This is a genomic window from Streptomyces sp. 2323.1, assembly GCF_900221035.1.
Lineage (GTDB): Bacteria > Actinomycetota > Actinomycetes > Streptomycetales > Streptomycetaceae > Streptomyces > Streptomyces sioyaensis.
The window spans coordinates 3,595,321-3,618,659 of the sequence record NZ_LT907981.1 but is presented as its reverse complement, the minus strand read 5'-3'; the positions used below and the strand labels follow the sequence as shown (position 1 = coordinate 3,618,659).

Below are 23,339 nucleotides of genomic sequence, written 5' to 3'. Positions count from 1 at the left end.
AGGAACTCAGATGAACCGTGCACTTCGCTACGCCACCGTCGGCGTCATCGCCGTCTCCCTGCTCGGCGGCGGAACCGCCGCGGCCTTCGCCGTGCCTAAGGACCTCCACTCGTCCGCCTCGGTCGTGGCCACCGCGCCGGCCGCCGCCAGCCTGACGGCCAAGGCCAGCGCCACCACGGTCAACGCCTGGCAGGAGTTCCGGATCTCCGGCGCCGCCAAGGGCCTCAAGGCCGGCACCAAGGTCACCGTCCAGCAGAAGCAGGGCACGAAGTGGGTCTCGCTGCCCGCACAGACGCCGGTCAACCGCACCGGCACCTACTCGGTGCGGGTCAAGCTGGGCCTCAAGGGCGTCAACCAGCTCCGCATGGGCGCCGGCAGCACCCTCTCGCCGGTGGTCAAGGTCACCGTCCGCTGACCTGGGACCGTCCCGCGTCCGCTCACTGACCGACGAGGTTGCGGGCGACCATCCACACCGCGGCAATGCCGAGCACCACGGCATTGCCGCGGGCCGTCACCCGCGGCCGGTACGTGCGCCCGCCGAGGCCCGCGACCAGCCAGCGCGCGACGGCGTACGCCGCGACCGGCCCGCCCAGCGCGAGGAGCACGGCGTTGTCGTGGAAGGCCGTCAGCACGTCGCCGTGCATCAGGTCGTACGCCATCCGCGTCCCGCCGCACAGCGGGCACAGCAGCCCGGTGGCCCATTTGAAGGGGCAGGGGAGCAGCAGCTGCCCCGGCTGGTGCGGATCGGTGTGCCAGAGATAGACGGCGGCGGGGACACCCAGCCCGAGCGCGATCGACGCGGTGCGGAGGGTGCGCTTCCGGACCGTCGCCCCGGAGGGTCCCGCAGGCTCGGCGGGACCCCACAGCTCCTCGGGACTCACACGCTCAGCGACCTGGCGTAGTTGACCTGGTTGAGCACGAACATGACCTGCTCGCGGGACTGCACCGGGATCATCGTGGAGTGGTGCCGGCCGCCGCTGTTCACCGTGACCTGCACGAACCCGGTCGTCACCCGCTCCTTCATCAGCAGGAAGAGCAGACCGAGCAGACAGAAGAGGAAGAAGACGATCGCGAGCACGACCGCGTGCGTCGGCATCCTTTCCTCCGTCCGCGACATATCGGTCGCCGTCCACACCGCGCCCTTGAGCGGCATCGGCCCGGCGGGTGTCATGACCGTGTCGCCGCTGACCGCGATATCGCCGAGCGACAGCATCATCCCGCCGGGCTGGGCGCCGCCCTGGAATCCGCCGGGCGCCGGCTGCGGCGGGGCGGCCGGCGGGAAGCCGGGCGCGGGCGGCTGCTGCGAGGCGGCCTGCGGATAGCCGTATCCGGGCTCCCCAGGGCGGCCGCCCTGCGGGAAGCCGTATCCGTCGCCGGCGGGCGCGCCGGTGTCCGGGGCGGCGTAAGGGTTCTGGCCGGACTGGCCGGGCGGCTGTTCCGGTGGCGGTCCGGGGTACTGGTTCGCCATGGGTGGTCCCCCCGAGGGTGCGTGATGACGGCAGTACTCGGCTCGAACGGCGAGCCGTGCCGTGTCCATCCTGCCAGCCCGCTCACATGCTGTATCAAGGCAATGACAGCATCCGTCGCCGCCCTGTGACGGTCGGCCGCCCGCGGACGGTGCGGCGGGCGGCGCCGGCGGGCGGCGAACCGTCGGGGATCCGTCACTGTGTGAGATCGCCGATGGTGCCGGGACCGGGGTCCGCAGGAGTCCTCCGAGGTGGGCGCCGGGAAGCAGCGTGGGCCCGCCATGATCCACCGGGCCCGCTCCCGGCCCGCGGAGAACGCCTGGTGCGGTCCGGGCGGCATGAAGGCATGTAGTCGGGTTACCGTTCGAGTGGCGTTGCGGGGTTTTTCCGTTTGACACGGGGCCGGGAGGTACCGTCACACTCCGCAGCGTCAAGCGTCACCGCAGTGCGCCCCCAACGTCCGACCGGGGGGTATTCCCAGCGTCGACCGGAGAGAAGAGCGAAGTTGTCCCCGACCAGCGAGACCGCAGACGGCGGCGGCCGCCGACTCGTCATCGTCGAGTCGCCTGCCAAGGCGAAGACGATCAAGGGCTACCTCGGCCCTGGCTACGTGGTCGAGGCCAGCGTCGGGCACATCCGGGACCTGCCCAACGGTGCCGCGGAGGTCCCGGCGAAGTACAAGGGCGAGCCCTGGGCCCGTCTCGGTGTGAATGTCGACGCCGAGTTCCAGCCGATCTATGTGGTCAACAGCGATAAGAAGGACCAGGTCAAGAAGCTCAAGGAGCTGCTGGCCGAGTCCGATGAGCTCTATCTCGCCACAGATGAGGACCGCGAGGGCGAGGCCATCGCCTGGCACCTCCAGGAGATCCTCAAGCCCAAGGTCCCCGTCCACCGGATGGTCTTCCACGAGATCACCAAGGACGCGATCCGCGAGGCCGTCGCCAATCCGCGTGACCTGAACCAGAAGCTGGTCGACGCCCAGGAGACCCGCCGGATCCTCGACCGCCTCTACGGCTACGAGGTCTCGCCGGTCCTGTGGAAGAAGGTCATGCCGCGGCTGTCGGCCGGCCGGGTCCAGTCCGTGGCGACCCGGCTCGTCGTCGAGCGGGAGCGCGAGCGCATCGCCTTCCGCTCCGCCGAGTACTGGGACCTGACCGGCACGTTCGCCACCGGCCGGGCCGGCGACGCGAGCGACCCGTCAACCCTGACCGCCCGGCTGAACACCGTCGACGGGCGCCGCATCGCGCAGGGCCGTGACTTCGGTCCCAACGGGCAGCTCAAGAACGACGCCCTCCATCTGGACGAGGCGAACGCCCGCGCGCTCGCCGCCGCCCTGGAGCACACCGACTTCGCGGTGCGCTCGGTCGAGTCCAAGCCCTACCGCCGCTCGCCGTACGCCCCGTTCCGGACGACCACCCTCCAGCAGGAGGCCAGCCGCAAGCTCGGCTTCGGCGCCAAGGCGACGATGCAGGTGGCGCAGAAGCTGTACGAGAACGGCTTCATCACCTATATGCGTACGGACTCCACCACGCTCTCGGACACCGCGGTCGCCGCGGCCCGGGCGCAGGTGACGCATCTGTACGGCGCGAACTACCTGCCGGACAAGCCGCGCACGTACGCCGGCAAGGTCAAGAACGCCCAGGAGGCGCACGAGGCGATCCGCCCCTCCGGCGACCGCTTCCGCACCCCGGCCGAGACCGGTCTGACCGGCGACCAGTTCAAGCTCTACGAGCTGATCTGGAAGCGGACCGTCGCCTCGCAGATGAAGGACGCGACGGGTAACTCCGTCACCGTCAAGATCGGTGGCCGGGCCGCCGACGGCCGGGACGCCGAGTTCAGCGCGTCCGGCAAGACCATCACCTTCCACGGCTTCCTCAAGGCCTATGTGGAGGGCGCGGACGACCCGAACGCGGAGCTCGACGACCGCGAGCGCCGGCTGCCGCAGGTCGCCGAGGGCGATGCGCTGGCCGCGCAGGAGATCACCGCCGACGGGCACGCCACCAAGCCGCCCGCCCGCTACACCGAGGCCACGCTGGTCAAGGAGCTGGAAGAGCGCGAGATCGGCCGCCCGTCGACGTACGCGTCGATCATCGGCACGATCCTCGACCGCGGCTACGTCTTCAAGAAGGGCACCGCGCTCGTCCCGTCGTTCCTGTCCTTCGCGGTGGTCAACCTCCTGGAGAAGCACTTCGGCCGGCTGGTCGACTACAGCTTCACCGCCAAGATGGAGGACGACCTCGACCGCATCGCGCGCGGTGAGGCCCAGTCCGTGCCGTGGCTGCGGCGCTTCTACTTCGGCGAGGGCCATGGCGAGGGCGGCGCCGCGGATGCCGGCAACGGCGACGGCGACCACCTCGGCGGGCTCAAGGAGCTGGTCGAGGACCTGGGGGCGATCGACGCCCGGGAGATCTCGTCCTTCCCGGTCGGCGGCGACATCACGCTGAGGGTCGGCCGCTACGGCCCGTACGTCGAGCGCGGGGAGAAGGACGCCGAAGGCCATCAGCGCGCCGACGTCCCCGACGACCTGGCGCCCGACGAGCTGACCGTGGAGTACGCGGAGGAGCTGCTCGCCAAGCCGAGCGGCGACTTCGAGCTGGGCATGGACCCGGAGAGCGGTCACCAGATCGTCGCCAAGGACGGCCGCTACGGCCCGTACGTCACCGAGATCCTGCCCGAGGGCACCCCGAAGACCGGCAAGAACGCGGTCAAGCCGCGCACCGCCTCGCTCTTCAAGTCGATGTCGCTGGACACCGTGACCCTGGCGGACGCGCTCAAGCTGATGTCGCTGCCGCGCGTCGTCGGCAAGGACGCCGAGGGCGTGGAGATCACCGCGCAGAACGGCCGCTACGGCCCGTATCTGAAGAAGGGCACCGACTCGCGCTCCCTGGAGGGCGAGGAGCAGCTGTTCACCATCACCCTCGACGAGGCGCTGGCGATCTACGCCCAGCCCAAGCAGCGTGGGCGGGCCGCCGCCAAGCCGCCGCTGAAGGAGCTGGGCACGGACCCGGTCAGCGGCAAGCCGGTGGTGGTCAAGGACGGCCGCTTCGGTGCGTACGTCACCGACGGCGAGACCAATGCGACCCTGCGGCGGGACGACGACGTCGAGACGATCACCGCCGAGCGCGGCTATGAGCTGCTGGCGGAGAAGCGCGCCAAGGGGCCGGCGAAGAAGACCGCCAAGAAGGCGGCCAAGAAGGCGCCGGCCAAGAAGACGGCCGCGAAGAAGACGGCCGCCAAGAAGACCGCGGCAAAGAAGACCACCGCGGCGAAGAAGACGACCGCCAAGAAGGCCACCGCGAAGACCGCGGCGGCAAAGAAGACGGCGGCGTCGGCCGAGGACTAGCGGGGGCTCCGGCCGGACCGGCCGGACGCGAAACCGCAGGACAAGGGCGGGCCCGACGGATACATTCCGTCGGGCCCGCCCATTTGTTCGGGCAGGCGCTCGACGGCGTGGCGTGTCCCGATAGGCTGGCGAGATGACGCGTGCCGAGCAGCCAACGGTCGTGACCCCCACCTCAGGCGCCCTTGCGGCGGATTCCCGCGAGCGCGCCGTGCGAGCCCTGCTCCGCTTCCCCCCACTGAAGCGATTGTGGAGCGCCCAGTTCGTCGGGGGTATCGGCGATGCCCTGTCCATGCTTGTCCTGGTACTCCTCGCCCTCCAGGCGGCGCTGTACGTACCACTGGGCGGTGAGCCCGTCTTCGGCGGTGGCTATCGGGGTGCCGCCCTTGCGGTCACCGCGGTCTTCGCCGCCCGGATGCTGTCGACGCTGCTCTTCGGGGCCGTCCTGCTGGGACCGCTGTCCGCGCTCACCGCGCCGTCGGGGCCGCTGGACCGGCGCTGGACGATGATCGGCGCGGATCTGCTGCGGCTCGCGCTGCTGGTCGTCGCCCCCCTGTGGATCGACTGGACGCCGGACAACGCACTGGCCTGGCTGCTGGTCACGGTCTTCGTCACCGGCGTCGCCGAACGCTTCTGGACCGTCGCACGGGAGAGCGCGGCCCCCGGGCTGCTGCCCGCGCCGCCCCCGGAGGGCTCCGCCGTCCGGCCGCTCCCGGACAACATGGACGCGCTGCGCCGCCTCTCGCTGCGCACTGCCTTTGTCTCGCTGCCGATCGCGGCCGCCGTACTGGTGGTCGTCACGCTCGTCAGCAAGCTGCTGGGCACCGGCATCGACTGGTTCCACCTGCACCAGGCCGCGCTCGGCTCGTATGTCGCCGCCGGTCTGTTCGCCGCCTCCGTATCGATCCTCTACTTCATCGAACTCCCCGGGGTGCAGACGCCGCGGCCGCGCTCCCCTCTGGAGGGACTGCTCCGCCCGAAGGCCACGGGAGCGAAGACCGGACAGCCGGCCCAGGGTGAGAAGCCCGAGCAGGGCCCCGCCCGGGCGGCCGCCGACAAGGGCCGCACCGGCGCCATCCCGCTGCTGGTGACGACCTGCGCCGCGGTGGCCGCCGCGATCGCCGCCGCCGTCTCCCTCGCCGTGCTGCACGGCTACGACCTGGCCGGCGGACCGGCCGCCTTCGCGCTGGTGGTGCTCGCGCTGACCGGCGGTACGGCCGTCGGCATCCGCGGCGCGCACCGCGTGCTGCCCGTCCTCTCCCGGCGACGGCTGCTCGCCCTTGCGGTGGCCGCCACCGGCCTGACGCTGCTGGCCATGGGGCTGGTGCCGGATACGACGTCGGTGCTGGTCCTCGCGCTGCTGGCCGGTATCTGCGCCGGGATAGCCGCCAATACGGCGCACGTCCTGCTGGACCAGGAGTCCGAGGAGTCCCGCACCGCCCGCACCACCGAGCATCTGCACGCCGTCGTGCGGCTCTCCATCGCGGTGGCCGCCATCGTCGCGCCGCTGCTCGCGGCCGTCATCGGCCCGCACCACCTCGGGAACGGCACCTTCACCTTCGCCTACGGCGGCGCCGCCTACACCCTGATGCTGGCCGGCGCGCTGCTGCTGCCGGTCGCCGCCCTGGTGCTCGGCAAGGTGGACGACCGGCAGGGCGTGCCGCTGCGGCGCGACCTGCTGGAGGCGCTGCGCGGCGGTGACCCCGCCCAGGCGCCCGCCCCCACCGGCTTCTTCATCGCCCTCGAAGGCGGCGACGGCGCCGGCAAGTCCACCCAGGTCGAGGCGCTCGCGGAGTGGATCCGCGGCAAGGGCCACGAGGTCGTGGTGACCCGCGAGCCGGGCGCCACCGCGATCGGCAAGCGCCTGCGCTCGATCATCCTGGACGTCTCGACGTCCGGGCTCTCGGACCGTGCGGAGGCGCTGATGTTCGCCGCCGACCGGGCCGAGCACGTCAACAGCGTCATCCGGCCCGCCCTGGAGCGCGGCGCGGTCGTCCTCACCGACCGGTACATCGACTCCTCGGTCGCCTACCAGGGCGCTGGCCGCAACCTCGCGCCCACGGAGATCGCCCGGATCTCGCGCTGGGCCACCGACGGCCTCGTCCCCCATCTGACGGTGCTGCTCGACATCTCCCCGGAGACCGCGCGGGAGCGCTTCACCGAGGCACCGGACCGGCTGGAGTCCGAACCCGCCGAATTCCACCAGCGAGTACGCGCCGGCTTCCTGACACTGGCCGCCGCCGACCCCGCGCGCTATCTGGTCGTCGACGCCGGGCAGGAACCGGAAGCCGTCACCACCGTCGTACGCCACCGCCTCGACCAGGTGCTCCCGCTGTCCGAGGCCGAGATCCAGGCGCAGGCCGAGGCCCGTAAGGCCGCCGAGGAGGAGGCCCGCCGCAAGGCCGAGGAGGAGGCCGCGCGCAAGGCGGAGGAAGAGCGCCTGGAGCGTGAGCGCCAGGAACAGCTCGCCAAGCTGCGCGCCGAGGAGGAGGAGCGCAAGCGCCGCGAGGCCGAGGAGGCCAGGGCGCGCGAGGAGGCCCGCCAGGCGGAAGAGGCCCGCAAGCGCGCCGAGGAGGCCCGGCAGGCCGCGGAGGCGGAGCGGCAGCGCCGCGAGGCGGAGGAGCGCGCCCGCCAGGCCGAGCAGGAGCGGCTGCGCAAGCAGCACGAGGAAGAGGCGCGGCTGCGCAAGGAGGCCGAGGAGCGCCGCCTGGAGAAGCAGCGCAAGGCCGAGGCGGCCCTGGTCCGCGCCGAGGAGGCACGGCGGGCGGCTGCCGAGGAGGCGGCCGCGGCCGAGGCCAGGGAGGCGGACGAGGCGCCCACTGCGGAGACGCCGGTCGCGGATCTGCGGAAGCGGCTGGCGGAGAGCGAGGGTGAGAACTCCGTCGCGTCCGGTTCCGGTGCGTCCGGTTCCGGTGCGGACGCCGAGCGTACGGAGGCCCTGTCGTGGCCCGAGGCGCGGGGCGGTCAGCCGTCCGGTGCGGCGGACGAGACGGCCGTGCTGCCCTCGGTGCGGGACGCCCGGGACTCCGGGTACGACCGTGGAGCCGGCGCGGACGCGGAGGAGACCGCCGTCCTGCCGCCCGTACGGGAGACGGGTGGCCGGGACTCCGGAGGCCGGGACTCCGGTGGACGGGACGAGCACGGCCGGGCGGGCGACCCCGCCGACCGCGTGCCGTCGTGGATGTTCCGTAAGGAGACGCCGCCGGAGGCGTCGGGGACCCCGGGGACGGCGAACGGCACGGCAGCGGGACGGCCGTCCGGCTCCCCGGCCGAGTCGCGCGTCGAGCGCACCCGCGAACTCCCGCAGATCGACCCGGAAACGGGCCGCCCCGTGGAGACCCCGCAGCGCAACCGCCCCCGCCCGGATTGGGCGGAGGAGACCCCGCTGGACGATCTGCCGACGCTCGCCGACGAGCTGCTGGGCGAGCACGACGAGGAGGAAGCGGACGGCGGAGCGGGCGACAACGGCCGCCGCGGCGGCCGGGGCCGGCGCCGCTAGCAGGCCCGGAACGCGCCTGCCAACGGCCGTGACCGCAGCCCGAAAGCTGCGGCCACGGCCGTTTTCCGGTCCGCGACGGGAGTCCGCAGGGCGGCCCGCGCCGGCTTCCGGGTTCGTTTGTCAGTGGGTTGCACCACAATGGGTCGGGCGCGGAGCAATGCGTGGTGTATGCGGCCGGCGCAGGCGCACTCCACACGCCACGAGCAGCACGGAACGGACAGGAACGGCGGACAGCGATGACGGTGTGGGACGACGTGGTCGGCCAGGACCGGGTGACGGCGCAGCTGGCCGCGGCCGCGCGCGATGCGGACGCCCTCGTCACCGCGGAGCACGCCGCGGCAGGGGCCGGGCGCGGTGCGCAGCCGGAGCCGTCCGCCGAGGGGGGCGGCGCCTCCCAGATGACCCACGCCTGGCTGTTCACGGGCCCGCCCGGCTCCGGCCGGGCCACCGCGGCCCGGGCCTTCGCCGCCGCCCTGCAGTGCGTCAGCCCGGACCGTGCCACAGAGCTCGGCACCCCCGGCTGCGGCTTCTGCGACGGCTGCCACACGGCACTGGTCGGTACGCACGCCGATGTCGAGATCGTCCGTACGGACCTGCTGTCCATCGGCGTCAAGGAAACCCGCGACCTGGTCCGGCGGTCCTCCCTCTCCCCGGCCGGCGGCCGCTGGCAGGTGATCGTCCTGGAGGACGCCGACCGCCTCACCGAAGGCGCCGGCAACGTCCTCCTCAAGGCGGTGGAGGAGCCCGCCCCCCGTACGGTCTGGCTGCTCTGCGCCCCCTCCGTCGAGGACGTCCTGCCCACCATCCGCTCCCGCTGCCGCCAGCTGTCCCTGACCACGCCGCCGGTCGACGCCGTCGCCGAGGTCCTCGTCCGCCGGGACGGCATCGAGCCGGCGGCCGCCGCCCGGGCCGCCCGCGCCACCCAGGGACACATCGGCCGGGCCCGCCGCCTCGCCACCGACGAGCGCGCCCGCGCCCGCCGGACCGCCGTGCTCAAACTCCCGCTCCGCGTCGACGACATCGGCGGCTGCCTCAAGGCCGCCCAGGAGCTGATCGACGCCGCGGGGGAGGACGCCAAGCAGGTCGCCGAGGACGTCGACACCAAGGAGACCGAGGAGCTGCGCGCCGCACTCGGCGCGGCCTCAGGCACCGGCGGCCGGCTGCCGCGCGGCACGGCCGGCGCCATGAAGGAGCTCCAGGACAGGCAGAAGCGCCGCTCGACCCGCACCCAGCGCGACAGCCTCGACCTTGCCCTGGTCGACCTCACCGGCTTCTACCGCGACGTCCTCGCCCTCCAGCTGGGCGCCTCGGTGGTCCTCGCCAACGATGAGGTGCGCGACAGCGTCCAGCGCATCGCCACCACCTCGACCCCCGAACGCACCCTCCGCCGGATAGAAGCCGTCATCGCCTGCCGCGAGGCCCTGGACCGCAATGTGGCCCCCCTCCTCGCGGTCGAGGCCATGACGGCGGCTCTCCGGGCCGGCTGACCACCCCCCCAGCCAATGGGGCCACCACCCCGACCCAGCCCTCATCCCAAGGAGCCGCACACAACGTCCTCACCCGGATACTCTCCGTTCAGCAGTCGTCACACCCTCACCCACCGCCGATTACCGCCGTTCCACTACGGCCCCCACCCCAGTCGCCGCCCGCACCGCTGGGCCCGCAGCCCAAACACCGCGCGGAAATCCCACAGGGCCCCGCCCACTACTGGCTCCCCACCGCTTCGCCCGCACCGCCCCGCCCCACCACGCGGACACCGCCCCACCCCACCCGCACTCCACCCTCAGGGACCGCACCGCACCGCACTCCAGATTCCAGGGACCGAGACCAAGGGACACCGCCCATGGCCACCAGCCGTCTGCTCCGCACCCCCGCCGCTGTCCTCGCGGCCACCGCTCTGCTGATCTCCGGCTGCTCCTCGGGGAGTTCGTCCCCCGGCGGCGAGGCGTCCGCGGGCCGCACCACGGAGGCCGGCGCCCAGCGCCCCGCCGCCGACGCCACCCTTGCGCCTCTCCCGTCCTCCACCCCCGGCAATCTCCGCCCGTATTACGACCAGAAGCTGAGCTGGCATCCCTGCGGAGCGTCCGGTTTCGAGTGCGCCACGATGAAGGCCCCCCTGGACTACGCCAAGCCCGACGCCGGCAACGACCTCAAGCTCGCGGTGGCCCGCAAGAAGGCCACCGGCCCCGGCAGCCGGATCGGCTCCTTGATGGTCAATCCCGGCGGCCCCGGCGGCTCGGCGATCGACTACCTCCAGCAGTACGCACCCCAGCCTGCCGCCGTCCGCGCCCGCTACGACATGGTGGCGATGGACCCGCGCGGCGTGGCCCGCAGCGCACCGGTCGAGTGCCTGACCAACAAGCAGATGGACAGCTACACCCAGATCGACCAGACCCCGGACTCACCCGCCGAGACCACCAAGCTCGCCAACGCCTACCGCGCGTTTGCCAAGGGCTGCGCATCCCGCTCCGGCAAGCTGCTCCCGCATGTCTCCACGATCGAGGCCGCCCGCGACATGGACGTCCTGCGCGCCGTCCTGGGCGATGCGAAGCTCACCTACGTGGGCGCCTCCTACGGCACCTTCCTGGGCGCGACCTATGCCGGCCTCTACCCCTCCCGCGTCGGCCGTATGGTCCTCGACGGCGCCATGAATCCGGCGCTCGACGCCCGCACCGTGAACCTCGACCAGACCACCGGCTTCAACACCGCCTTCACGGCCTTCGCTGCGGACTGCATCAAGCACAAGGACTGTCCGCTCGGCACGAAGAGCACCGCGGACGCCGGCCGGCAGATGTCCGCCCTCTTCAAGAAGCTGGATGCCCACCCGGCAGCGACGGGACAGGCCCGAAAGCTCACCGAATCCCTCGCCACCACGGGCGTCATCGCCGCCATGTACGACCAACGGGCCTGGCCCGTCCTGCGCGAATACCTCGCCCAGGCCAAGGGCGGCGACGGCCGCGGGCTGCTCACCCTCTCCGACAGCTACTACGAGCGCGACCCGAACGGCACCTACAGCAACCAGATGTACGCCAACCCCGCCGTCAACTGCGTCGACCTCGCGTCCGCATTCCGCAACCCCGACCAGGTCCGCGCCGCTCTGCCCAGCTTCCGCAAGGCCTCCCCGGTCTTCGGCGAAAGCTTCGCCTGGGCCGCCATGAACTGCGCGTACTGGCCGGTCAAGCCCACCGGCACGGTCCACCGCATCGTGGCCAAGGGCGCCGCCCCGATCCTCGTCGTCGGCACCACCCGCGACCCGGCCACCCCCTACACCTGGGCCAAGGCCCTCGCCGCCCAGCTCTCCAGCGCCACCCTCCTCACCTACGAGGGCGACGGCCACACCGCCTACGGCCGCGGCAGCGACTGCATCGACACCGCGATCAACACCTACCTCCTCGACGGCACCGTCCCCCCGAAGGGCAAACGCTGCAAGTGATCCGCACCACACCGCCCACGCAGCTTCCAGCCAACCGCTGACCAGCCCCTAAACCGGTTACAGAGCACCCCTCAGCGATGTGTAGACTGGGCCGCGCACCACGCCGCCTTAGCTCAGTTGGCCAGAGCAACGCACTCGTAATGCGTAGGTCTCGGGTTCGAATCCCGAAGGCGGCTCCGTGGAAACCCCAGGTCAGAACTCAGCTGACCTGGGGTTTTGCGTTCAGCGGACGCGGCGACGGCGCCGGGAGCGGGCTGCGCGGCCGTCTTGAGTCTCAGTTGTGGTCTCAGATGCCGGTTCCTGCCGAGGTCGGCGGCGGGCCCGCCGGGCGGGCGACTCCTCCGGGAGTGCGGCGACGTGAGCGAGCAGCTCGACGGCGGAGCCGGTATCGGTGAGGCGGTCGGCAGCCGGCAGCGTGGAGTCAGCGCGGGCGGTGACCGCGCCCAGTAGTACGCGGCGACCGTGTGCAGGGTGTCGGTGCTCCCCGCCCGCCACTCGTCCAGGGCTGCGCCCGCGACAGCCAGCAGGTCCGCGGCGGCCTTTGTGTCCCGGCGCTTCCAGTGGATCCAGCGGCTCCGCTCGTCCGGGCAGCCGGGGTCCGCGGGATACCGGCGCCTGCGAAGTCCACCCCTGGCACACAGCCATACCTGGACCGCCAACTCACCTGGCAGCAAGGGGCACTGGCGCATCCATGGCCACGCCGGGATCATTGCGCCATGGACGAAGAACTCCCGAATACTGACGAATTGCGGCAGGCGGTCCGTGAGTTGGCCGACGCGTTGGAGACGATGCTGAACCTCGTGAAAGCCGACGCGGTCCCCAGGACTCCCGAAGCGATGAGTCTCGTCAGGAAAGCCATCACCACACTGGATGTATCCGGCGATGTGCTCATGAATCCCGCCTCTGCCGGTGAGCTTCTCCCTCTGGCTGCCGCCATCAACGCAATGACCATCGCTGCGCGGGAGCAGATCCTCGACGACGCGGTCGCCGCCTCCCCCGTGCCGGACCACCCGCCGGTGTAGCTGAGGCGCCGCTGGCGGATGGCCGGCCGCGAGCCGTTGGAGGGTTCAATCGGCCCTCCCCACCGGCATCCTGCTGGTAGGGAGGCCGCGGACTTGCCCTGGGGCCACTAGCAGGACGGTGCCGCACCGTGGCCGAAATGCGCCCCTACCAGGTCGATTGTCAGTGCTGTCTGCCATCGTCACCTGAGAGCCGGAACTGGTTTCAGCGGCTCGCGATGGTTACGCGTACACGGCCCAGGGGGAGGCAAGGCATGGCTGGCGATGGCTTTGACATAGATACCGACCAACTCAAGTCCACTGCTCCGACGTTCCACCGGGAGTCTGTCGCTCTGGAACGGGCGACGGCCAAGCTCCGGCATGCGCTCGACGGGTTGGGAGAGCCGTGGGGTGGCGACGAGCAGGGTAAGAAGTTCGAGCACGTCTACGACCCGCACCGGGTGCAGATCGAGAAGGCAGCCGCAGCCCTCGTGAAGGGCTTATCCAGCATCACCAAGGCCATGAACGACATGGCGGCCAACCATGAAGAGGCGGATCGGTCAGCCAAGTCCGGCTTTGAGGGCGGTAAGTGATGGGCGCTGCCGACAAGGCCAAAGAGATCGTCCAGGACCTCACGGGCATGTGGTGGCCGGAGGGCGACGAGGACGAACTCCGGGAAGCCGCGCGGGCCTGGCGTTCGTACGCGGACGATGTCGAGGACTGCACGGCGGCCTGTCACAACCGGGCCCAGGATGTGATCGACAACAACAAGGGCAAGTCGATCGACGCGTTCGGGGAGTTCTGGCGCAGGTACCATGGTGGCGGCAAGGGCTACCTCGACGACATGGCCAGCGCCGCCCGCGACATGGCCAAGGCGCTGGACAAGTACGCCGATCAGGTCGCCGAGGCGAAGAAGAAGATCGAGCACGAGCTGGAGATTGCCGGTGCGGTCCTGGTTGCCGGTACGGCTCTGGCCCTCTTCACCGGTGGCATCAGCGAGGTCGCGGCAGCCGGCGCCACCGAGGCGATCGTCGCCGCAGCGAGTACGGCAGGCGTCGCCGTTTCCGCCACCGTCGCCGAGATCGCCGGAACGGTGCTGGCCACCGCCGCCATAGGCGGCATCGAAGCCATTACCGTCGACGTGGTCGTCGCCCAGGGCGGCAGAAACCTCCTTGGCGACCAGCACGGGGTCAACCTCCAAGAGGCCAGCGCCGCCGGCACAAGCGGCATGCTCCTGGGTGGGGCTTTCGGCGCCGGGGCCCGTGTGGCATCTCGGGTTGCCGAGGGGGCAGGCGCAGAATCCGCCCTCGGCGCGACCAGGATCGACCTCGCGGGGATCAACTCCCTGCGCGTGCCGAGGGCCGGCTCGCTCAAAATGAGCCGCCACTACGATGCCCGTGTTGCGCCTGATTCCACGATTCCCGCGCCGCCCAAGACCGCAGGCAATGCCCATCTTGCCGCTGGCGACCCCGTGTACTACCGGCCCGGCTCGACGGGGATCGGCTACGACTCGGCAACCCTGAAAAACCTTGACTGGGTGAAGCCGAAGAACGGTTTCCACGACGTTGTCATCCATGGCAATGATCGCGGATTCTTCGAGCCGGGCCGCGTCAACGCGCACGGCAACGGGTTCTCCGGAGGAAACACACATCCGGCCCAGATCGCGGAAGCCATTCGGAACAACCCCAGCTACGACGGCGGCCCGGTCAGGCTCGTATCCTGCCATTCGGGAACGGTCGGTGAGGGTGTGAGCGTCGCGCCGGCAGCGCAACAGGTGGCGAACGAACTGGGCGTCCCTGTCATGGCACCTACCAACAAGGTGGGTGTGATGAGGGGCGCTGGTGCCGGCCAGGAGCCGATCATCTTCGCCAACGGCTACTGGCGTACCTTCCTTCCCATAGCCCAGTGAGCACGGACATCAAGGACCCTCAATGAAAATTCTCGGTCATTACGAAGAGCTGTGGCTGGAGCGCGCTGGCACCCCCGACGGGAAACTTCAGGACTTCACGCGGGAGAAAGGCCAACCGGACGAGGACCGGATCGTGCAGTATCTCCGTGCCGGTGAAGAACTTTTCTCGGCGATGGGGACCGTCGGTGACATCCTGGGATCGGACGAGCGCATCCTTGGCGGGGACTCCGTCTTCACCGATGGCGAATGGATCTGGCGTGGTGATCTGTGGTTCTACCTGAGCCGCTACCACCTGCGCCTGCCGGACGAGTTCCTCACCCGGGCCCGCGAGAATGGGTACGCCCTGCCCGTGCTGGATGAGGCTCGCCTGATTGCCTTGTCTGATGAGTTGCAGGAAATTCTCTGAATCTGGGGACGAAATCGGCAGCAGCACCGCCCCGCCTCCGCTCCGGCATAGGGTCGGGGCGGAGGCGCTTTTCGACTCCACACCGGAACCCCCTACCCCACCCCAGCCCCCAACCTCAAAGTCGCCAAGGCGCCCCCGTCCGGAGGGTTTTCGTACGTCACCCGGGCGTTCAGGACGCGGGCCTGGCCGGTGACGATGGTGAGGCCGAGGCCGATGCCGGGGGTGTGGGCGTGGGGGGTGGTGCGGAAGCGTTGGGGGCCGTGGGTGAGGAGGTCGGTGGGGAAGCCGGGGCCGTGGTCGCGTACGTGGAGGGTGGTGCCGTCCACGTCGAGGGTGACCGGTGGGGCGCCGTGGCGGTGGGCGTTGGTGAGCAGGTTGGCCAGGATGCGTTCTACGCGGCGGGGGTCGGTCGTGACGACGGATTCGCGGTGGATGCGGATTTCGATGTCCTCGTCGGCGAGGGCAGCGGCCCGGTGCGCCAGGGTGCTGGGGAGGATCTCCTCGCACTGGGCCTGCTCGACGCCGGGGACGTCGAGCCGGGCCACCTCCAGGACGTTTTCCACCAGGGTGCGCAGGGTTTCCACGCCGCCGCTGACCAGTTCGGCCGGGCGGCCGGGCGGGAGCAGGCCGACGGCGGTCACCAGTCCGGCCACGGGGGTGCGGAGCTCATGGGCGATGTCGGCGGTGACCTGGCGTTCGGCCTCCAGGCGGGCGCTCAGGGCGTCGGCCATGGTGTTGACGGCGGCGCCAAGACGGGCGATTTCGTCCTTGCCCGTGGGCCGGACGCGGTCGGTGAGGTCGCCGTCCGCGATCCGCTGGGCGGTGCGGGCGGACGCGGTGATGCGGCGTCCCGCACCGGCCGCCGCGAGGACGCCCAGCGCACAGCCGAGGGCGGTGACGGTGGCGCCGGAGCCGACCAGCACCCGGTCGAGGGAGGCCAGGGCGCGGGCCTGGGATGCGTAGGAACGGCGGATCGCGAGGATGTCGCGGCCGCTGCGGGTGGCGGCCCAGAGCACCGGGGGTGCGGAGCCGTCGGCGGGCTGGAGAAAGGTGGCCCGTACGGGGCGGTCGGTGATGGTCCGGCGCAGTGCGGCGGGCAGATCCGGCGGGTTGACCAGGGCGCCGCTGTCGGTGCCCGAGGCGTAATCGGCTGCCGCGTCGACGAGCCGGGCATCGGCCGCGCGGGTCGCGTTCGCCCGCTGCTCCTCGGCCGTGCGCTGATGCACCAGCAGCCCGATGAGCGTGGCGACGATCGCGGCGGTGGCGGCGATGACCAGGGCGGTCTTGGTGCGCAGGCCCATGGCGTCAGGGCGCGAGCTTGTAGCCGAAGCCGCGGACGGTCACGATGCGGTCGCGGCCGATCTTGGCGCGCAGCCGCTTCACATGGACGTCCACGACCCGGGCGTCCCCGCCGCAGGGGTAGTCCCAGACCCGCTCCAGCAGGACGGTGCGGGAGAGCACCACTCCGGGCTCCGCGGCGAATTCCAGCACCAGCCTGCGCTCGGTGGGGGTGAGGTCCAGCAGCCGGCCCTCCCGGTGGACGTCCATGGAGGCGGTGTCCACCGTGAGGTCGCCGAACCGCAGCCGGGTGGCGTCCATTTGGGGCTCGCTCGGGGCGGCGTCCGCGGTACGGCGCAGTGCCGCGCGTATCCGGGCGACGAGGACGGGGATGTCGTACGGCTTGGTGAGGTAGTCGTCGGCGCCCGCCTCCAGGCCGAGGATGACATCGACGGGGTCGGTGCGCGCGGAAATCATCAGCATCGGCAGCCGGCTCACCGCGCGGATGCGGCGTACCACGCTCACCCCGCCGAGACGGGGCAGCATGACGTCCACGACGACGACATCGGGCGCGCGATCGTGGAACAGGGCCAGTCCGGCGTGGCCGTCGGAGGCGGTGCGCACCCCGTATCCGTAGCGTTCCAGGGAGAGTTGGGTGGCTTCCCGCAGCAGCGGGTCGTCCTCCACGAGCAGCACGTCAGTCATCGCCGGCAGTTCCTAGGACTCGGGGAGCGGCAGCCGCACCGCGCTCAGGTCGCTCGCCCCGTCGTGCCCGCCGGGCGGGAGATGGGAGGAGCGGACGGCGGCGCGGGTGTAGTAGGAGACGTTCTCCTGGCGCTGCAGACGGCTGAGTTCGACGGTGGCCGGATAGCCGTTGCCGGTGCACCGGGGGAGGCACCAAGCGCCGGACAGCCGGCCGGTGGCCACGGCTTTCGCTCCTCCCCAGGAGCGCCAGCTCAGCCGGGAGACCGACGAGAACTCGGTGAGGGCGAAGCCCGTGGGGCGGCTCAGCGGGTGGCCCAGGGTGTCGGAGACATAGACCGGGCCGGAGGCCGGGGAGGGGCGGGGCGCGGGGCCCTCGACCCGGGGCTGCGGGGACGTTCCGCATCCGGTGGCGCCCACGGCCGTCAGCAGCAGTGCGCAGACGGAGGCCACGGCCGTGGGCTTGTTCATCGGGGCCTTTCGCGTCAGCTGGTGGCGAGCGGGCGCTTGCCGTTGAGGTCCTCGGAATCGTACTTTCCGGCGCCGTCGGCCAGCTGAACGGTGAAGGACGAGTAGACCTTCTTGCCGTGCACGCTCTTGGGGTCGGAGAGGGTGACGGTCGCCTTCAGCGGCTTGTCGAGGCAGGTGTCCAGGCACCAGGCGCCGGTGACCTTACCGGTGGCCACGGCCTTCGTCCCGTCCCACTGCTTCCAGTGGAGGCTGCCGGCCGAGGTGAATTCGGAGAGCACCAGGTTCGCGGGGCTGCGCTCGGCCTTGCCCTTGTCCGCGTTCTCCTCGCCGTAGTGGTTGATGACGTAGGGGGCGCTGCTGGTGGTCTTCGCGGGGTGCTGCGCGGTGGCGGCGTTCGCCGACTGGGCGGTGGCGAACGTGCCGAGGACGGCGACGGCGGCCAGTCCGGCGCCGAGGGCCGTCTTTATGCGCTGGGACCTGCTCGTGCTGAAGTTCATGGCTTCTGCTCCGGTTCGTGGGGGTCGTTCGGCCGATTCAGAAGCTATGAGGGGTGCTTCTCGGTGGGCGGTCAGCCGTGTAACAGCCGTCCATCGGCGGCTGTTACCTGATCTACATATGGGTTGGCCCGTTCCCGCAACGCCCCCTCCCTTGGCGGTTGTTGGGGGACGGGCCAGGTCAGAGGTGGTGTGGTCAGTCGCGTCCGGTACGGCGCAGGGCGCCGGTGAGGAAGACGGTGCCCAGCAGGGCCGCGGCGACCGCGAGGGTCACCGGCGGTTGCAGAGCGGCCCGTTGGGAACCGTCGCGGAGGGCGCCCATGAAGTCGAAGACGGGCAACCCGTTGGCGACGGTGTACCAGAGCGGCAAATACAGCGCCTGGAAGAGGCGGTGGGTGCGGCTGAGGGTGCCCAGGGCGAGCGCCAGCGAGGGGATGAAGAGGGCGCCGCCGGCCCAGCCGGCCAGGCCGAGCGGGTCGGCCGCGGCCAGCAGCCGGAGGAGGGGGCCGAGGCCGGCCACGACGGTGACGGTCAGGCCCGCGGCCCATTCGGCGAGCACCCGGCGGTGCGCCGAGGGACAGGCCGCGAGCAGGACGTCCATGTCGTGTTCGGGGCGCTGGGAGCCCAGCCGCGACCAGATCAGCAGCGGCCAGATCCAGGCCAGCGGCAGCGCGATCCGGGTGACGGCATGGAGGCTCGCCGCGCAGAGACCGAGCAGCGCGAGGAGGGCGCTGCCCAGCCACCACCACCAGCGCACCCCTTGCAGCAGGATGCGGACCTCACCGGCCCAGAGCCGCAGCAGTACGGCACCCTGCCGCGGGCGGGTGCGCAGGACGGCGGCGACGGTGGGGCGGGGCGCGGCGGGGACGGGGGCGGACGCGTCGAGGAGGACCGGCGGGTGGAGTTCCGCGCCCGGCGACGGCCGGCCGGCCGCCTCCTGGGGCCGCCGGACCCGCGCGGGGTCGAAGCGGCCGAACCAGAGGGCGGGGAGCACGGCCAGGGCGACGGCGAGGAGCAGCAGCGCCGCCCGGCCGAGGACATAGCCCGCGGTGGGCGTGAAGCCGTACCAGACGAAGCGGCCGAGGGGCGCATCGAGGTAGGTCAGGCCGAGGCTGAACGCACCGTGGGCGTCGAGGTGCTGGGCGGCCAGCTCGGCGCCCATCGACCGGGCGACGCTGTGGACGCCGAGGCCGTCGAACGGCAGACCCGGGCCCTGACCGGCCGTCGCGAGCACCAGCCAGCCGCAGAACCACACGGCATTGCCCAGACCGGTGCGCAGCAGCGGCAGCGCCTCGAAGAGCAGGGCGAGGGCCGCGGTCACCGCGACGAGGGGCAGCGCGATGAGGACGAACGGCCCGCAGAGGGCGAGCGGATCGACGGCGTAGGACTCGCCGTGGGCCAGCTGCATGACCACCGCGGTGACCGCGAGGACGCCGAGCATGGAGGACAGCAGCAGGAGGTTGCTGAGGAACTTGCCGGCCAGATACTCCCAGGTGCGCAGCGGGGACGCGGCCAGCAACTGACCGACGCGGGTGCGGCGGTCGCGTTCGAGGGAGTTACGGACGAGGTAGAAGCCGCCCAGGCTGATCCACAGCGCGCCGGCCAGGGCCGTCGCCATGCCGACGTAGGCGCTGTTGTACACCCCGCGGCGGTCGCCGATCTGCAGGATCACCCAGCTGGAGTCCGCGGCGGGCACCGCCACATATCCCAGCGCGACGGCGGCGGCCAGGATGACGGCGTACGCGGGCCGGCGTATCCGGTCACGGAAGTCGGCCAGCGCGAGGCCGGTCAGCATGTGCAGCATCGCGTCACACCGCCCGTGCCGCGCGCGGCCGTTCGCCGGTGGCCCGCGCGGCCGGAGCGCCGGCGGCCCGCCGGATGACGGCGAGGTAGGCGTCCTCCAGGTCGGCGGTCAGCGGCAGCGCGCCCTCGTACGGCAGCTGCGGCGACAGCAGCCGGATGCGGACGCCGTCGGCCGTGCGGACCATGCGGCTGACGGTGTACCGCTCCTGGACCGCCGGGACCGCGGAGGGGGCGACCAGCACCTCCCAGACCTGGCCGTCCACCGCGTGCAGCAGCTCTTCGGGAGTGCCGTGGCTGCGGAGCCGGCCGTCGGCCAGTACGGCGATGCGGGAGGCAACCGAGGCGACGTCGGAGGCGATATGGGTGGACAGCAGCACGGCCTTGTCCGCGGCGAGCTCGCTGAGCAGATGACGGAATCCGACCCGCTCCTCGGGGTCCAGCCCCGCGGTCGGCTCGTCCACGATGATCACCTGTGGGTCGGCGAGCAGCACCTGGGCGATGCCGATCCGGCGCAGCATGCCGCCGGAGTACTTGCCCAAGGGGCGCTTGACCGCCTCGGTGAGATTGACGAGTTCCAGCAGCTCGTCGATACGGGCCCTGGCGGTGCGGGCCGAGACGCCCTTCGCGGCCGCCAGGTAGCCGAGGAATTCGCGGGAGGTCAGATGCGGATAGACGCCGAAGTCCTGCGGGAGGTAACCCAGCTGCCGGCGCAGGGCGTTGGGCCTGGCGACCACATCCGTACCGTGGAAGCGGACGGAGCCGGTGGTGGGGCGGGTGACCGTGGCCGCGATCCGCATCAGGGACGACTTCCCGGCGCCGTTGGGGCCCAGCAGGCCGAGAATGCCCGGTTCCAGACGCAGCGTCAGGTCGTCGAGGGCGCGCTTGCCGCCTTTGTAGACCTTGGTGAGGTGGACGAGGTCAAGCACGGCCGGTCAGCTCTTTCCGGCCGGGGCGGTGTTCTCGGGGGCGGTCTTCTCCGTTGTGGGAGCCGGTTTCCGCCCGGTCAGCCCGGTCCTCCTGCCGTCCTTGGTCACCGCGATGCCCCGGGGGACCTCGACCCTGAACTTGGCGTCGCAGAACGCGATCCCGCTGCACCCCGCGTCGATGTCGAGCGTGTCGCCCTTGAGGGTCCACGTCAGATGCTCGCTGCCCGCGGCCGCGTCGAACCAGCGGGTGACCTTGATGTCCGAGCGGTCGGCGGCGACTAGGTCGGTGGCCACCTCGTGCGTGGTCAGCTTCAGGGTGGTCCCGGCGTACCGGAAGCTCTTCGATTCCGGCTTCTGCTGCGAGGCGTCCACGGAGCAGCCGGTGAGTCCGAGGGCGGCGGCCGCCACCGCGACGACGAGGGCAACGGACCGCTGCGGGCCGGGACTGGGAAACATCGGTTCCTCCACGGGTACGGGATGGTGCACTCCGAGGAGGATCCCGGGCCGGGGCGGGCCGCACATCTGCCGTTCGGCAGATATCGGGTCAGCGAAGGGCGGGCCCCGGCAGCACACAACGGACCCGCCAGCCCTGCGCGTACGGGCCCGCCTCCAGCGCCCCGCCCAGGGCGCCGACCCGCTCGGCGAGGCCCGCGAGGCCGGTGCCGCCGCCCTGCCGGGTGCCGTCGGGTGAGGCGGGCCCTGCACGGTCGGCGATCGAGATCTCCACGCCGCCCTCGGGGGTCCGGCCCGCGCACACCTGGACCCGGCCGGCCCGCGGCGCATGCCGCCGTACGTTGGTCAGCGCCTCCAGCACCACGCGGTACGCGGCCTCCTCGGCCTCCGGTGCGAGCGTGCCGGCCACCTCGTCCGCCAGGGACAGGGTGACCTCCGCGGGGGACATCGCGGAGAAGCGGTCGAGGAGTTCGGGCAGATCGGCCAGGCCGTGGAGCCGGGTGGGTCCGGGCTCCTCCCACGGGCGGCCGTCCGCCTCGCGCAGGGTGGCCACCGTCCGGTCCATGGAGTCCAGCGCCCGCAGCCCGGCCTGCTCGATGCGCTCCAGCAGCGCGCGGTGTTCCGCCGGTCCGGGGTCCTCGCCCAGCTGGGCCGCCTGTGCCTCCAGGACGATGCCGGTCACCTCGTGGGCGACGAAGTCGTGCAGATCACGGGCGACTTCGAGCCGCTGCTCGCGCCGGGCCAGCGCCACGGCATGCGCCCGGCGGTTGTCCAGCGACCGCAGATACAGCCCGACGCCCGCCGCTCCGGCGGCCGGGAAGAGGGCCAGCGCGGCCAGGAAGACCGATTCCTTGAGCCCCGTGTGCGGCGCGTGCAGGGTGAAGCGCAGCGGTAGCAGGACCGTGGCGGTGCCGGTCAGGGCGCCGACGAGGCCCACGCGGGGCGCCGGTACGTGCCGTACCACCCGCTCCAGGAGCACCAGCAGCGCGATCGTCTCGAACGGGAGCCAGAGCAGGGCCGCCTCGGCCCGCCCGAACGGGACGAAGTCCGCGACCAGGGAGAGGGCCGCGATCCCGCCCGCCGCCCGGTCGAGCGGGATCCGGCCCGCCGGCCGGGCCGCCATCGACACCACCAGCGCCAGTGCGGCCATGGCCGCCGGCGGCAGAGCCTCGCGCGGCCAGAGGGCGGCGGGCAGGAGCATCGCCGCCGCGGCCACCCCGCACCACCGGCGGCGTCTTCGCCGGCGTGGCGCGTCGTCCTCCCCGACGGCGAGGCTGGGCACCCTGTCCGCGGCGCGGGCGTGCACCGTCATCCCGGCGTCCGCCCGGTGGCGTACCCCAACTCCCAGGCCCGCACGGCGACCCCGACCCGATTCCGTACCTGGAGCTTGCGCTGGATGCTCGCGACATGGGTCTTGACCGTGCCCGGGGAGATGAACAACTCGCGGGCGATATCGGCATTGGTCTTTCCCTCGGCGACCTTCCCGGCGATCTCCCGCTCCCGCTCGGTCAGCACCGGATCGCGGCGGCGCGGGCGGCGCCCGGCCGTCGGCCCGGTGACGTGCTGCAACAGCCGTACGGTGATCGACGGGCTGATCAGGCTGTCACCGGCCATGGCCGCCCGGACCGCCTCGGTCAGCAGCGCCGGTCCGGAGCGCTTGAGCAGAAAGCCCGAGGCGCCGAAACGCAGCGCGGGATAGACGTATTCGTCGAGGTCGAAGGTCGTCACGATGACGATCCGGACCGGGTCGGGCGCCGTGGGGTCGGCGAGCCGGCGGGTCACCTCCAGGCCGTCCATCCGCGGCATCCGGATGTCCACCAGCGCCACATCGGGCCGCAGCGTGCGCCCGAGCTCCACGGCGTCCACGCCGTTCGCCGCCTCGCCGACCACTTCCATATCGGGCTGGCTCTCCACGATGCGGCGCATCCCCCGGCGGACCATCTCCTGGTCGTCGGCGATCAGTAGGCGAATCGTCACAGGCGGGAATTCTGCCGTACGGGGCGCGAGGGGGCCGCGGAATTCCCTGCCGGGCGGGGAAGCGGCGGCGGTGCGGACCCGCGGTGCTCCGGCGACGGCCCGCACGGATGGCGGGCCGCGCGGGACCTCGTCACCCGTCCGACCGGATCCCCTCCCTACCTGCGCTGACCTTGGGAAAAGGTCT

Annotated in this window: 20 protein-coding genes and 1 tRNA gene; 10 read left to right on the top strand and 11 right to left on the bottom strand. The window is 71.8% G+C overall.

Annotation, left to right across the window (positions count from 1 at the left end; translation table 11 throughout):
- Positions 1-10: 10 nt before the first annotated feature.
- On the top strand, positions 11-415 hold the full coding sequence (locus CPH93_RS15180) for a hypothetical protein (protein WP_096213155.1): 405 nt from the start codon (positions 11-13) through the stop codon (positions 413-415).
- 22 nt (positions 416-437) lie between these two features.
- Here CPH93_RS15180 and CPH93_RS15175 read toward each other — a convergent pair whose 3' ends face one another.
- Entirely contained in the window at positions 438-881 is a 444-nt protein-coding gene (locus CPH93_RS15175; protein ID WP_096213154.1) for a DUF2752 domain-containing protein, read from the bottom strand.
- Complete coding sequence (locus CPH93_RS15170) at positions 878-1,468, bottom strand: hypothetical protein (RefSeq protein ID WP_096213153.1); 591 nt, start codon at positions 1,466-1,468, stop codon at positions 878-880. The genes CPH93_RS15175 and CPH93_RS15170 overlap by 4 nt, the downstream gene beginning before the upstream one ends.
- 503 nt (positions 1,469-1,971) lie before the next feature.
- On the opposite strand from CPH93_RS15170, the gene topA reads away from it, so the two are divergent.
- From topA to CPH93_RS15125, 9 genes are all read left to right on the top strand, one after another.
- Positions 1,972-4,809 carry a type I DNA topoisomerase gene (gene topA, locus CPH93_RS15165; RefSeq protein ID WP_093484404.1) on the top strand — a complete coding sequence of 946 codons (2,838 nt, stop codon included), beginning with the start codon at positions 1,972-1,974 and terminating at the stop codon, positions 4,807-4,809.
- Positions 4,810-4,942: 133 nt separating this feature from the next.
- Positions 4,943-8,305 carry a dTMP kinase gene (gene tmk, locus CPH93_RS15160; protein ID WP_096213152.1) on the top strand — a complete coding sequence of 1,121 codons (3,363 nt, stop codon included), beginning with the start codon at positions 4,943-4,945 and terminating at the stop codon, positions 8,303-8,305.
- A gap of 236 nt (positions 8,306-8,541) precedes the next feature.
- Positions 8,542-9,792, top strand: coding sequence for a DNA polymerase III subunit delta' (locus CPH93_RS15155; RefSeq protein ID WP_096213151.1), 1,251 nt, complete (start codon positions 8,542-8,544; stop codon positions 9,790-9,792).
- Between the two features lie 356 nt (positions 9,793-10,148).
- On the top strand, positions 10,149-11,738 hold the full coding sequence (locus tag CPH93_RS15150) for an alpha/beta hydrolase (RefSeq protein ID WP_096213150.1): 1,590 nt from the start codon (positions 10,149-10,151) through the stop codon (positions 11,736-11,738).
- Between the two features lie 102 nt (positions 11,739-11,840).
- Positions 11,841-11,914 (top strand) — tRNA-Thr (locus CPH93_RS15145).
- A 540-nt stretch (positions 11,915-12,454) separates the two neighbouring features.
- Complete coding sequence (locus tag CPH93_RS15140; RefSeq protein ID WP_096213149.1) at positions 12,455-12,760, top strand: hypothetical protein; 306 nt, start codon at positions 12,455-12,457, stop codon at positions 12,758-12,760.
- Positions 12,761-13,011: 251 nt separating this feature from the next.
- Entirely contained in the window at positions 13,012-13,329 is a 318-nt protein-coding gene (locus CPH93_RS15135) for a WXG100 family type VII secretion target (RefSeq protein ID WP_096213148.1), read from the top strand.
- Positions 13,329-14,645: a WXG100 family type VII secretion target gene (locus tag CPH93_RS36780; RefSeq protein WP_231977345.1), complete on the top strand. Its 1,317-nt coding sequence runs from the start codon at positions 13,329-13,331 to the stop codon at positions 14,643-14,645. Before CPH93_RS15135 ends, CPH93_RS36780 begins: the two co-directional genes overlap by 1 nt.
- A gap of 22 nt (positions 14,646-14,667) precedes the next feature.
- Positions 14,668-15,051, top strand: coding sequence for a hypothetical protein (locus tag CPH93_RS15125; protein ID WP_096213147.1), 384 nt, complete (start codon positions 14,668-14,670; stop codon positions 15,049-15,051).
- Between the two features lie 92 nt (positions 15,052-15,143).
- On the opposite strand, the gene CPH93_RS15120 is transcribed toward CPH93_RS15125, so the two are convergent.
- The 9 genes from CPH93_RS15120 to CPH93_RS15080 form a co-directional block, all read right to left on the bottom strand.
- On the bottom strand, positions 15,144-16,352 hold the full coding sequence (locus CPH93_RS15120) for a sensor histidine kinase (RefSeq protein WP_096213146.1): 1,209 nt from the start codon (positions 16,350-16,352) through the stop codon (positions 15,144-15,146).
- Between the two features lie 4 nt (positions 16,353-16,356).
- Complete coding sequence (locus CPH93_RS15115) at positions 16,357-17,034, bottom strand: response regulator transcription factor (RefSeq protein ID WP_096213145.1); 678 nt, start codon at positions 17,032-17,034, stop codon at positions 16,357-16,359.
- A gap of 12 nt (positions 17,035-17,046) precedes the next feature.
- Entirely contained in the window at positions 17,047-17,502 is a 456-nt protein-coding gene (locus tag CPH93_RS15110; RefSeq protein ID WP_096213144.1) for a hypothetical protein, read from the bottom strand.
- Between the two features lie 14 nt (positions 17,503-17,516).
- Positions 17,517-17,999: a hypothetical protein gene (locus CPH93_RS15105; protein WP_096213143.1), complete on the bottom strand. Its 483-nt coding sequence runs from the start codon at positions 17,997-17,999 to the stop codon at positions 17,517-17,519.
- Between the two features lie 193 nt (positions 18,000-18,192).
- Positions 18,193-19,800: a hypothetical protein gene (locus tag CPH93_RS15100; RefSeq protein ID WP_096213142.1), complete on the bottom strand. Its 1,608-nt coding sequence runs from the start codon at positions 19,798-19,800 to the stop codon at positions 18,193-18,195.
- A 4-nt stretch (positions 19,801-19,804) separates the two neighbouring features.
- Positions 19,805-20,725: an ABC transporter ATP-binding protein gene (locus tag CPH93_RS15095; RefSeq protein ID WP_096213141.1), complete on the bottom strand. Its 921-nt coding sequence runs from the start codon at positions 20,723-20,725 to the stop codon at positions 19,805-19,807.
- Between the two features lie 6 nt (positions 20,726-20,731).
- Positions 20,732-21,181: a hypothetical protein gene (locus CPH93_RS15090; protein ID WP_093484426.1), complete on the bottom strand. Its 450-nt coding sequence runs from the start codon at positions 21,179-21,181 to the stop codon at positions 20,732-20,734.
- Between the two features lie 88 nt (positions 21,182-21,269).
- Positions 21,270-22,490, bottom strand: a complete 1,221-nt coding sequence (locus CPH93_RS15085) for a sensor histidine kinase (protein ID WP_096213140.1) — start codon at positions 22,488-22,490, stop codon at positions 21,270-21,272.
- The gene (locus CPH93_RS15080) at positions 22,487-23,155 is read right to left on the bottom strand and encodes a response regulator (RefSeq protein ID WP_096213139.1); all 669 of its coding nucleotides are present in this window, start codon (positions 23,153-23,155) and stop codon (positions 22,487-22,489) included. Before CPH93_RS15080 ends, CPH93_RS15085 begins: the two co-directional genes overlap by 4 nt.
- Positions 23,156-23,339 lie beyond the last annotated feature (184 nt).